The sequence below is a fragment of the Rhodonellum psychrophilum GCM71 = DSM 17998 genome, from assembly GCF_000381545.1.
GTDB classification, from domain to species: Bacteria; Bacteroidota; Bacteroidia; order Cytophagales; family Cyclobacteriaceae; genus Rhodonellum; species Rhodonellum psychrophilum.
The window spans coordinates 144,275-156,519 of the sequence record NZ_KB906678.1 but is presented as its reverse complement, the minus strand read 5'-3'; the positions used below and the strand labels follow the sequence as shown (position 1 = coordinate 156,519).

Sequence of the window (12,245 nt, the reverse complement as noted above, 5' to 3'; positions counted from 1 at the left end):
AAAAGATATTTCGATTCGTTAAAATATGTTCTTTGTAAATTCTATCTTAATTTTTAGTTGAAAGTCTTTGATCACCTTGAAAATCTCCACCAAGGTCACCATTTGTACTTTGGTCAATTGATGCAGACTGATGTGATTCTCAGGCGTTTTGTGGTCTTTGATGATCTGTAAGGATTGGATTTCCAACCTCAAGGCCATCAGGTAGTAATAGGCATGGATAAGTTCTTGGGCCTCCTTACTCGAAAAGACCCCTTTTTCTTGAAGATGTTTGATTCGTTTCCCGGTATTGGTTTCAAAAACCCTGTTTTTGAGGGAGAAAATCCGAACTAAATCCACGATGGGTGTCATGGTCTTTTTGAGGTCAAAAAACTTTTCCCCATCTATTTTGAATGTTCGGATGTTCTTGAAAAAAGTCAGCGGTGGTTCATATTGGAGGGCATTTGTTCCCATATTGATGTAAAACCGTTCGGTTGGGTTTTGGAGCTGGAGATCCATAAATGATTTCAATTCCTCCAATAGGGAAAAATCCCCATATATTCCCCTGCAATCAAAAAATGTGGAATATTTGAGGACCGTTTCTTGGGTGGATTCACGGATCCAGCTCTCATAATTTCTTTTCCAGTGGGAAAGGGAATGGGTCCATTTAGGGTTTTTGGCCATAAATCCGCCCAGACAGAAGCTAAACCCGATGGTGTCCAGAGCCGAGGATATCCTATCGGCAAAATCAAGAAAGTATTCACGGGTTTCCTCCCGGTGTTCGTTGGCTTTGTCTTCGTAAATGATGGCATTGTCTTGGTCCGTTTTTAGTGTCTGTTCGGATCTTCCTTCGCTGCCCAAGACAAAAAATATAAATTTGGCAGGAGGGGAACCGATTTCCGAAATCGTGTTTTCAATTACCCGCAATGTGATCGTATCTGCAATGGTGGTGATGATCTGATTGATGATTTCGGCTTTTAAACCACGGGTGACCAACTGGTGTACGATTTCGGGGACTTGAAGCCATTTTTCCTTCAATTCGTCAATGTCTAACGCTTGTTTTACCGATTGGATGAAAATAAACGGACTTTGGGATTGTTCGGTCAGGATTTTGGTCCGGCTGATCCAACCGACATACTCCGAGCCGTCTTTGACCAATAGATACCGCGTTTTGGTTTGGAACATCATCAACAATGCTTCGTACAGATAAGCGTCTTTGCGAATGTAGATGATATTTCTATCCATGATTTCCCCAATGGCGATATCGTGATTTCGCTTTTTTGCCAATACCTGATCCCGAAGAGTGATGTCGGTCACAAAACCTTTTATTTGCTGGTTGGAGTCGCCTACGAAAAGACATGAAATTTTCTCTTGGGACATCCATTGTGCTGCCTGAAAGATTGGGGTGTTTTCAGGACAGGTACGGAGATTTCTGAAATGGAGATCACCTACCTTTTTTGAATAGAAATGATCGGTGCTGATTTCACTGGTTTGTATCATGGTCGCTCGGCTTCTGATGGTGAAAATAATTAAATTTATTAACTTGGGCTATGATTATAATCGTGACGGGAGTATCTGGCAGTGGAAAAACGACCATAGGTTCGCTTTTGGCCAAAAGATTAAATTTGCCTTTTTATGATGCGGATGATTTTCATCCCGCCGTGAATGTTGAAAAGATGCAACAAGGTATTCCGTTGACCGATCATGATCGGGAACCATGGTTGAATCACCTTGCTGAAAAAATCGAAGAATGGAATTCCAAACAAGGAGCGATCTTGGCCTGTTCTGCCTTGAAAGAAGAATATAGAGAAATTCTTCAGGTAGTCCCTCATATCCATTGGATACATTTAAAAGGAGAAAAACAACTTTTGGCAGCACGCCTTAGCAACCGGAAAAACCATTATATGAACCCTGATTTGCTCACTTCACAAATGGAAACATGGGAAGATCCTTCCTATGGACTTCATTTGGATGTGAAGGAAGATCCAGGGGAGTTGGTGGAGCAAGCCTTTAAATACCTGACATCCAATCCATTTTTGTCTAAAATGGGTGTGATCGGTATGGGGGTGATGGGGAAAAGCCTGGCACTCAACCTGGCCGAAAAAGGTGTTCCCGTATCCGTTTTCAACAGACATGTTCCCCAAAAAGAAGAAAAAATAGCATCAGCATTTGCGTCGGTACATTCCGAATTACATTTGCTGGAAGGATTTGACGAGATGGAAGGGTTTCTGGGGAGTTTAGAAAAGCCCAGAAATATACTGCTGATGATTCCAGCGGGTGCTGCCATTGACCAACAGATTGAACAGCTCATTCCGCTTCTGGAAGAAGGGGATTTGATCATCGATGGAGGAAATTCTTTTTACGAGGATTCCTCAAGACGAAGCCAATACCTCAGGGGGAAAGGATTCCATTTCTTACCGATGGGCGTTTCAGGAGGGGAGGAAGGCGCGAGAAAAGGTCCTTCCATGATGCCCGGTGGTGATCGGGAAGGCTATGTTAGGATCGCCCCATTTTTGGAAAAGATCGGGGCCAAAGACAAGCATGGGAAGCCTTGTGTTACCTATGTTGGTCCAGATGGTTCAGGACACTTTGTCAAGATGGTGCACAACAGCATTGAATATGCAGAAATGCAGGCTTTGGCGGAAACCGTCCACTTAATGAGATATGGATTGAAAATCAATCCCATTGAGATTTCCCAGGTATTGAAAGGGTGGGCTGAAGAAGGGTTGAAAAGTTATTTGTTGGAAATCACGGCAAATATTCTTTTGTTCAAGGAGAATTCAGAGTTCCTGCTTGACCGGATTTTGGATGTGGCGGGTCAGAAGGGAACGGGTGCATGGTCGCTGACCACTGCCTTGAAATACAATGTCCCCTATAGTCCTTTGTCCGAAGCAGTGGCGGCCCGAAATTTATCTGGGTTCAAAAAGGAAAGGGAGGAGCTCGGGGCGGTTTTTGGACATAAATTTTTGGCTTTCAGAGAAGACAAGAATCTCCTGTTGGAGTCTTTAAAAAATGCTTATGCCCTGACACGCATCATCAATCATGAGGTTGGATTTTCATTGATGTCAAAGGTTTCTGAAGATGAAAACTGGGATCTGAACCTCAGTGAAATTGCTAGGATTTGGACGAATGGTTGCATCATCAGGTCAGGTTTGATGGAAGATTTGGTCTTTGTTTTTGAGACAGACCAAGCCATCTTCAGAAACAACAAAATGGTGTTGAAAATCAGAGGTCTGAAAAAAGATCTTACCAGCATGATTGGCTTGGGTTTACAGCATGATTTTGCATTGCCGGTCATGTCTGCGGCCGCAAATTATCTCTTTGGCAGAATCACGGCGAATTCTTCGGCCAACCTTCTCCAAGCGCAGCGAGATTATTTTGGGGCCCATACCTACCAAATCAAAGGGGATCCTTCGGGGGCTTATTTCCACACCGATTGGCTGTTGGCACAGAAAAAAACCAGATGAAATCACAGGTAGACCTTTTAACCCTTTAAAACCTAAAAAACCCGAAATGAAAACCTTGAAAAAAAGAATGCTAACCTTTATTTTGCTTCTTTTGGCGGCTTTTTCCACTGACCTCTTTGCTCAGCAATATGCTGTGACCAATGTCCATATCATCAGCATGGAATCCGATCAAGTCTTGAGTGATCATTTCATCCATGTAAAATCCGGAAAAATCCAAGGCCTATTTCCAATTGCAAAGGGAATTCCCCTTGATGAGGATTTGAAAGTTATTGACGGGAATGGGGCTTATGTTTTTCCGGGACTTGCGGAGATGCATTCTCATATTCCTATTACCGAAACGGATGATTTTTCCTATGTCCAAGATGTCATGTGGCTTTATCTGGCGAATGGGATCTTGAATGTCAGGGGCATGATAGGCCATCCATCCCATCTGGTCTTAAAAAGGAAGATTGCATCAGGTGAAATAAAAGGACCAAGAATTTTTGCAGCAGGCCCTTCCCTGAACGGGACTTCTGTACAAAGCCCTGAAAAAGCCGCCCAAATGGTGAAAGATCAAAAACTTGCTGGGTACGACCATCTCAAGCTTCACCCGGGATTGGATTTGCCAAAATTTCTTGCCATTTCTAAAACAGCAAAGGAAGTAGGGATCATGTTTGGGGGACACATTTCCCTCGATGTGGGATTGCAAAACTCGCTGAACAATGGATACCGTTCAGTGGAGCACATGGATGGCTATATCGAGGCTTTGGTTGCGGATAAGTCTCGGCTGGACCCACAGATCGCCGGCCCTTTCAGTATGCTTTTGGTAGGGGAGGCCGATAAATCAAAAATCCCAGAACTGGTGCAATTGACCTTGGAAAAGAAAGCATGGATTGCCCCAACTCTGACGCTTTTCGAAAGATTTTTCGGGTATGTTCCGGCCGACGAATTCAGGTTGGCTCCCGAAATGAAATACATGCCTGGACTTCAAGTACAGCAATGGGTAAATCAAAAAAAGATGTTGGAAAACCAGGGGCTGCTAAGTGAAGAGAAGGTGGTGCCTTATCTGGAGTTTAGAAAAGAAATGTTGCTGGCATTGCATGAAGGTGGAGTTCCCTTGGTCATGAGCTCCGATTCACCTCAGGTTTTCAATGTGCCGGGATTCTCCATCCACCACGAAATAGCCTCGATGCATGATGCGGGTGTCAGTCCATTCGAAATCCTGAAATCTGGCTCCATCAATGTAGCTGCATATTTTGAAAAGATTGGAGAATTTGGTTCTATAAGGAAAGGAGCAGCAGCGGACTTTGTTCTGGTCAATGGCAACCCGCTGGAGGATTTGAATGCCCTGAAAAATCTTCATGGCATTATGGTCCGTGGAGAGTGGATCCCACGTGAGGAACTGGATACTGAACTTAACCGGATTGAGGAAAAAAACAGGAGGAAATAAAAACGCTATCATTGTTTGAAGACTAAGCGCCGTTCTGCAATGATTGATCATCGTCGGGTTGTTAATTGGGGAAGGAAGTTGAAAAAGTCAAAAACCTTTATAAAAGGCGGCATTTAATTTGAAAAATAAGGGCGGATTTTTAAAGGTATTTGGTTCAATCCAAAAGAAAACAAGCCTATCGAATGAAGGGCTTGTTTTCTTTTGGATATTTTTAAATACTAATTGTATTTTTTGACATTTACCGCATTTGGTCCTTTTTTTCCTTCTTTTAACTCAAACGTAACGTTATCGTTCTGTCCAACTTTGTCTATCAAGCCCGTGGCATGGACAAAAACCTCACTTTGTGATTGATCGTCAACGATAAAACCAAATCCTTTGGCATCATTGTAAAATTTAACTTTTCCAGTAAGCATAATGATTGAATTTAAATGAATATGTGGTTATCTGAATAATAAATGTAAATATTTAATAACTTAAATCAAATAAAAAATTCACTAAATTGGAACCATGAAAAAGCTTGTCATTATTCGCCACGCAAAATCTTCTTGGGAGAGTCCTTATCTTGATGATCATTCTAGACCATTGGCGGAAAGGGGCTTAAGAGATGCACCAAAAATGGCAAAGAGATTGAAAAAGAAGGATATTATTCCAGATGCAATGCTTTCCTCGGATGCAGAAAGGGCAAAAAATACGGCATTGATCACGGCGGAAATCCTGGATTTCCCAAAAGCTAAAATTCATTTTACGTCCAGGCTTTTCCATTCCTTGGCCGATACGATATTCGACGAAATCAAAAAAACTGAGAACAAAGTTCAGACGCTATTTCTTTTTGGGCACAATCCAGGACTCAATGACTTGATCGAGAAGTTCGGAGGGAAAATCGACAATCTTCCTACATGTGGGCAATTCGGGTTGACTTTTGATGTGAATTCTTGGAAAGAAATCAGTCCTCAAAACGCCAAATTATGGTTTTTTGATTTCCCGAAGAATGATTAAAAATCCCTGACATCTTGAAGTACTTCTCCAAATTTTGAGGGATTCTCGATAAGGAACATTATTTTTTCTGCGGTTTGTTTGGGAGTACTCAACTCCTTATTGGCCTTTAATCCTTGGAATTTTGGAAGCGAGGTAAATCCTTCCAGCGGGGCAGAACGGATGTCTTCCTGCATTTTGGTGTCCACCACACCTGGCGATAGGGCAAAAAATAGGATCCCCGAGGATTGGATAAGCGCTTCTTTTTGGGCGATTTCCGTGAGCATGTTCAAGGCTGCTTTGGAGGCGCAATATCCTGACCAACCATCGACAGGCTTTTTAGCTGCTCCCGAACTGATATTGACTACAATTCTTTCAGCTTCTTTGGAACCTCCATATCTTTTGATAAATTCATTCATCAATAGGGCAGGAGCAAGCGTATTGATATTAAAAATATCCAGGATATTTTTTGGATCAAGTTTACCAAAATGATCTACTTGACCAATCCAACCCGCATTGTTGATCATGATGATTTTCTCAAATGTCCCAGCAGGAAAAAATTCATCCCATCGATCACCAAGCACTTCCAAATTCCCAAGATCTAAAACAATGGGATGGTAATTTGGTGAATCCATTTTCATTTCGGACCTGGAAATTCCAATAATTTGGTTTTTCTTATCTTGGGAAAGCATTTCCACCAATGCTTTTCCAATTCCCTTGCTAGACCCAGTGATAATGTATAAATTTGTTGGTTTCATATTGCCTTAGGTTTTGAGTTTAAAGATTCTCATTCATGTTGAGCTGTGATTTAACCCGGGTGATTGATTTCCAATTTTAATACAGCCTTAAATGGTTTAATAATCATTCAGTTACCCATAATTTTTTACATCACCCTGTCGGTACGCTACCTTATACCCCAAATAGTCTGATTTTCTTACAATTTCAATCCCATTTGAGAATCTTTTGCATATTTCGGTTTTAAAAAATAGAAGTTACAACTGTAATGAAATAAAAGAGGGGCATTTTAGCCCCTCTTTTATCAAAGAATATATTGTGATAAATCCCTGTTTTTGACCAAGGAACTCAGCTTTTCCTGAACCATTTCTCTGGTGATCATGATTTTGGAATTGGCTTCTATGGTGTCCGGTACGTCGAAAAGGTAGTCATTGAGCAGGTGACTCATCACGGTATGCAATCTTCTTGCTCCGATGTTTTCCACATCTTCGTTGATTTTAAAGGCAAGTTTGGCAATTTCTTGCAGAGACTCATCATTGAAATCCAGATATACTTCTTCGGCCTCAAAAAGCGCTTGGTATTGTTTGGTCAAGGCATTTTTGGGTTCTTTCAGGATGCGATAAAAATCCTCCTCCGTCAAGCTGCTCAATTCAACGCGAATCGGGAATCTACCCTGCAATTCCGGGATCAGGTCTGAAGGTTTGCTGACATGAAAAGCTCCGGCTGCAATAAATAGCACGTGATCCGTGTTGAGTATGCCGTATTTGGTGCTTACTGCACTTCCTTCCACGATAGGCAACAAATCCCTTTGCACGCCTTCTCGGCTTACATCTGGACCTCCGCCGCCCTTTCCACTTTTGGACGCGATTTTATCAATTTCATCGATGAAGATGATGCCATTGTTTTCAGCCAAACGAATGGCTTCTTCCTTAACCTCATCAAAATCAATCAGTTTTCCGGCTTCCTCTTCCATCAGTACCTTTCTGGCTTCGCCAATGGTAAGCTTGCGTTTCTTGGTGCGTTTGGGCATCATGCCGCTGATCATTTCCTGTATTCCTGCCATACTGGCATCGTCCATCATGCCGTTGCCCATCATCCCAATACCCACTGGGGCAGATTGCTTCACGTTGATTTCTATCTTTCTGTCTTCCAGTTCTCCGTTTTTCAATTTCTCCCGGAAACGTTCTCGGGTTCTTTCGTTCAATTCATCCTCTGATGCATTTTCGGGATTGAAATCACTCGGATTAGAAAGCGTTTGTCGATTGAAGCCCGCAGAAGCTTTTACGGGAGGAATCAAAATATCCAAGATGATTTCCTCTACCGAATGGGCAGCTTTTTCCTTGACCTCTTCATTTTTCTTTTCCCTGACCAAGTGAATGGCTTGCTCAGCCAAATCCCTGACCATGCTTTCTACATCACGGCCCACATAACCCACTTCGGTGAATTTTGAAGCTTCCACTTTTGTGAAGGGTGCATTTGCGACTTTGGCCAACCTTCGGGCAATTTCGGTTTTACCGACACCGGTCGATCCGATCATCAGGATGTTGTTGGGAACGATATCCTTTTGGATGTCTGTTTTGACATTCATCCTCCGGATCCTGTTTCGAAGCGCGATCGCTACATTTCTTTTGGCATCGTGCTGTCCGATAATGTATTTATCCAATTCAGCCACGATTTGCCTTGGTGTCAAATCATTGATTTCGTTTCTCATATCTTATAACGTTAAAACGTTCGTTTTTCATTAATGGTAGTGGACACGCCGAAAATATTCGAACCGCCCGGTACATTGTAAAACATCCTAGAATAGGATAGTTCAAATTTCTTAACCCTAAAAGCAAAACCTCCCGAAAAACCACCTGCACCGGCGCCTGAGGATGTTTCAAACTCTTTTCGAATCAAGTGATTATAACCCAGTCGCAAAGTGAAATGTTCACTGGGCAAAACCTCCATTCCTATTACCACCCTCCTGAAGAATTTGTCCGCCGTACTGACACCTTCCCCATTCAGGAATGGGTCGGGAACAAAAAAATCTACTTCCCTGCTTTGTAAATTTCTCAGCGTCAAATGAAATCGAAATGGGGCAAACTCAGGTTTGTAACTCCCTCCGATCCTTAGATCTGTTGGAAGCTGCATTTTTTCTCCTTCAAAATAGGGGATTACCGTAAATCCGATATTCCGAGCATTGATTCCCAATACAATATCTTGATCGGGATGGACAAAATTGACACCGAAATCCAGTGCAATTGCATAGGCCTGATAACTTTCCAGAATTGAGCCCAATAGTTTGAAATTGGCTCCGTATCGGAATACGCCCTGTCCCATGCCATAGCCAATGGTCAATGCGAATTCACGTGCATTGAAATCTCCAGTCGGTATTCCAGATGGATCAAAACCATCAAATTTACCATAATCAAAATATTGCAAGCCGATCCCAATGGTTCCTTTTTCGTCGTGGTTGAAATTGAATCCTACTGTTGCAACATGTATTCCTTCGGGGAAATTCAGGTAGTGAAAGGCCGGCATTCCTGTAGATCCACTATCGAGCAGTGCTGGATTGGCTAAGAACATCAAAGGATCATTTCCGGCAGTCAGATTTACACCTCCCAAGCCTGCCAATTTGGTGAATGTGGGATTTTCAATGAAATTAAAGGAACGCCTATTGGCTTGTCCCCAGGAAAGATGTTGGGCTGCCATGTAGCAGCCCAACACCATCAGGTAGAGATATGGTTTTGTGTACTTCAAAATGCATTCATTTTGCCGTGCAGATTAGTGCTGGGAAATAATCCCCAAGGGATTTATTCGTTCACGACGGCAACTCTATTGGGACTGTCGAAGGTGAATTTCATTGGGTCATCCACTTTGGTCTTTAAAAGTGCAATTTCCAGAACCTCCTCTACTTTGTCCACAAAATGGAACGTAATTCCCTTGACGTATTGCTCATCAATCTCATCAATATCCCTTTTGTTTTTATGACAAAGCACGATTTCTTTCAATCCGGCTCTCCGGGCAGCAAGGATTTTTTCCTTGATACCTCCCACGGGCATCACTTTTCCGCGGAGGGTGATTTCACCAGTCATGGCCAATTTGGCTTTGACTTTTCTTTGGGAAAATACGGAGGCCATGGCCGTCAGCATCGTGATTCCAGCCGAAGGTCCATCTTTTGGGACAGCACCTGCCGGCACGTGAATGTGAAGGTCGTATTGGTCAAATACCCTATAATCGATTCCGAATTTCTCGGCTTTGGATTTCAGGTAGGAAAGTGCCGTCACTGCAGATTCTTTCATCACTTCCCCAAGCTGACCGGATAGGGTCAACTTGCCTTTTCCCTTGCTCAGCGAGGTTTCGATAAAGAGAATTTCTCCTCCCACAGGTGTCCAGGCAAGGCCCGTGACCACGCCTGCAACGGTATTGTCCTGATACATTTCTTTGTCAAAAATCTCCCCGCCCAAAACTTTTCGGACCTGATCCGGGGTGATTTTCTTGGTGTATTCTTCCTCCATTGCGATGGATTTCGCGACGTTTCGGATCACTTTTCCAACCACCCTTTCGAGACTTCTCACACCGGATTCCCGGGTATAATCTTCAATGAGTTTTACAATGGCACTTCTTTCAAAAGTCACGTCCTTCCCTGTGATCCCATGCTCCTTCCGTTGCTTGGGAATAAGGTGTTTTTTGGCTATTTCAACCTTTTCATCCAAAGTATACCCTGTCACTTCGATGATTTCCATCCTGTCTCTAAGCGCAGGCTGTATGGTGTCTAGCGAATTTGCAGTGGCGATGAAAAGGACTTTGGACAAGTCATACTCCACCTCCAGATAGTTGTCAGTGAAGGTGCTGTTTTGTTCTGGGTCCAACACCTCAAGGAAAGCAGAGGAAGGATCTCCCCTGAAATCGGAACTCAATTTATCGATCTCATCCAATACATAAACAGGATTGGATGTCTTTACTTTTTTCATGTTTTGGATAATCTTACCCGGCATTGCGCCTACGTAAGTCTTCCTGTGTCCTCTGATTTCGGCTTCGTCGTGAAGACCACCAAGGGACATTCTGATGTACTTTCTTCCCAATGCTGTGGCAATGGATTTTCCCAAGGAAGTCTTTCCAACACCTGGAGGTCCATAAAGACAGAGAATCGGACCTTTAAGGTCATTTTTTAATTTCAAAACGGCCAAATACTCAATGATCCGCTCCTTTACTTTCTCCAAACCGTGATGGTCCTTGTCCAAGATGGTTTTGGCTCTTTTGAGGTCAAAATTGTCTTTCGTGAATTCATTCCAAGGCAATTCCACCATAGTCTCTGCATAGTTCAAGGATATTGGATATTCGGCAGCAGATGGATTGATGCGCATGATTTTGTCCAGTTCCTTTGCAAAGTGTATGGCGACTTCTTTTGGCCACTTCTTCTTAGCGGCTTTTTTGCGAAGCTCATCCACTTCCTTTTCGGATCCTTCCTCGCCGAGTTCGGTTTGAAGGACCTTCATTTGTTGCCTCAGGAAGTAATCTCTTTGTTGTTGATCAATATCAGTATGGACCTTCTTCTGGATTTCGCTTTTCAGCTCCAGCATCTGAATGTCTTTCATCATAAATTCGAGCAAAAGCGTTGCCCGCTCGATACCGTCATTGATTTCCAAAAGCCGCTGTTTTGCTTCTACTGGAGCATTGATGTTAGAGGAAAGGAAATGGGTGAGAAATGCCGTGTTGTCGATATTGTCCAAGGCAACCTGGGCTTCCCTTGGTATTTCTGGATTGAGGTGAAGAATTTTTGCCGCAGCATCTTTTAAGGATTCTTCCAAAGCCTGTATTTTCTTGCTGTTTTTCGGGAAATTTTCTTCCAAATAATCTACTTTGGCAATAAAATAGGGATCATCGGTGATGGTTTCCTTGATTTTAAAGCGCTTTTTGCCTTGGATGATGATCGTCGTGTTGCCATCAGGCAATACGATCATCTTGATGATCTTGGCGACTGTACCCACCTGATGGATGTCTTCCCATGAGGGATCATCGTTGTTGGGGTTGATTTGGGCACAAACACCGATATATTTATCTCCCTTTTGGGCTTTTTTGACCAATCTTATGGAGCGTTGCCTTCCCAAAGTGATGGGAATGACCACGCCGGGAAAAAGAACGGTATTTCTTACTGTTAGGATTGGGATTTCTTCTTGGTATTTTTCCAGTTGCAGAGGACTATCATCATCTTCATCCGTAATGAGTTGGATGAGTTCCCCCTCTCCTGAGTAATCCCCTACCATAAGCGCTTGATATAATTGATTTCCGAAATTGTTCATATAGACAATATGACAGTACAAATGTCATGTTAATTTTTATAGAATAGATAATCCCTCAATTTAAGAAGGTTTTTCATTTAATTTCAATGTATATGCCAATGTTGTTTTAGTAACAAATTGGCAGGGTTAGTTGATATTGTTTTATAATTAATCCAGAAGTTGTGTTTTTGTTTTCCAGAGGCCTCATTGCTTCCAATCTATAAGTTTTGTAGATGTCCTTAACTTTCCCATTAGTCCCATTTCGCCAGTAAAAAAATCCATAAAACCGAGAATTTTGGATCTCTTTGGCCTTCAAGCCCGATAGCGAGAAAATTCGTCAAGGGGCAAAAACGGATAGTCAGAGTAGCATTAAAGGAAATGTTTTCCCCAAAATCTCCTTGG

The 12,245-nt window shown here is 42.6% G+C and carries 9 protein-coding genes; 3 read left to right on the top strand and 6 right to left on the bottom strand.

The window, feature by feature from the left end; genetic code table 11:
• Positions 1 to 18: 18 nt before the first annotated feature.
• Entirely contained in the window at positions 19 to 1,476 is a 1,458-nt protein-coding gene (locus F824_RS0111320; protein WP_019598007.1) for a DUF294 nucleotidyltransferase-like domain-containing protein, read from the bottom strand.
• Positions 1,477 to 1,526: 50 nt separating this feature from the next.
• On the opposite strand from F824_RS0111320, the gene gndA reads away from it, so the two are divergent.
• Both gndA and F824_RS0111310 read left to right on the top strand, forming a co-directional pair.
• Entirely contained in the window at positions 1,527 to 3,443 is a 1,917-nt protein-coding gene (gene gndA, locus F824_RS0111315; protein ID WP_019598006.1) for an NADP-dependent phosphogluconate dehydrogenase, read from the top strand.
• A 46-nt stretch (positions 3,444 to 3,489) separates the two neighbouring features.
• Positions 3,490 to 4,872 carry an amidohydrolase family protein gene (locus F824_RS0111310; protein WP_019598005.1) on the top strand — a complete coding sequence of 461 codons (1,383 nt, stop codon included), beginning with the start codon at positions 3,490 to 3,492 and terminating at the stop codon, positions 4,870 to 4,872.
• A gap of 218 nt (positions 4,873 to 5,090) precedes the next feature.
• Here the strand turns inward: F824_RS0111310 and F824_RS0111305 are convergent, their stop codons facing one another.
• A complete protein-coding gene (locus F824_RS0111305; protein WP_019598004.1) occupies positions 5,091 to 5,285 on the bottom strand; it encodes a cold-shock protein in 195 nt (64 codons plus the stop codon).
• A gap of 94 nt (positions 5,286 to 5,379) precedes the next feature.
• On the opposite strand from F824_RS0111305, the gene F824_RS0111300 reads away from it, so the two are divergent.
• Entirely contained in the window at positions 5,380 to 5,868 is a 489-nt protein-coding gene (locus tag F824_RS0111300; protein WP_019598003.1) for a SixA phosphatase family protein, read from the top strand.
• On the opposite strand, the gene F824_RS0111295 is transcribed toward F824_RS0111300, so the two are convergent.
• The 4 genes from F824_RS0111295 to lon all read right to left on the bottom strand — a co-directional run bounded on the left by F824_RS0111295 (position 5,865) and on the right by lon (position 11,864).
• Positions 5,865 to 6,602 (bottom strand): SDR family NAD(P)-dependent oxidoreductase, encoded by a 738-nt coding sequence (locus F824_RS0111295; protein WP_019598002.1) that lies wholly within the window; start codon positions 6,600 to 6,602, stop codon positions 5,865 to 5,867. The two genes, F824_RS0111300 and F824_RS0111295, sit on opposite strands and share 4 nt — an antisense overlap.
• Before the next feature lie 281 nt (positions 6,603 to 6,883).
• Positions 6,884 to 8,290 carry an ATP-dependent protease ATPase subunit HslU gene (hslU, locus tag F824_RS0111290; RefSeq protein WP_019598001.1) on the bottom strand — a complete coding sequence of 469 codons (1,407 nt, stop codon included), beginning with the start codon at positions 8,288 to 8,290 and terminating at the stop codon, positions 6,884 to 6,886.
• Positions 8,291 to 8,301: 11 nt separating this feature from the next.
• A complete protein-coding gene (gene porQ / locus F824_RS0111285; protein ID WP_236613189.1) occupies positions 8,302 to 9,321 on the bottom strand; it encodes a type IX secretion system protein PorQ in 1,020 nt (339 codons plus the stop codon).
• A 53-nt stretch (positions 9,322 to 9,374) separates the two neighbouring features.
• Complete coding sequence (gene lon, locus F824_RS0111280; protein WP_019597999.1) at positions 9,375 to 11,864, bottom strand: endopeptidase La; 2,490 nt, start codon at positions 11,862 to 11,864, stop codon at positions 9,375 to 9,377.
• Positions 11,865 to 12,245: the final 381 nt, after the last annotated feature.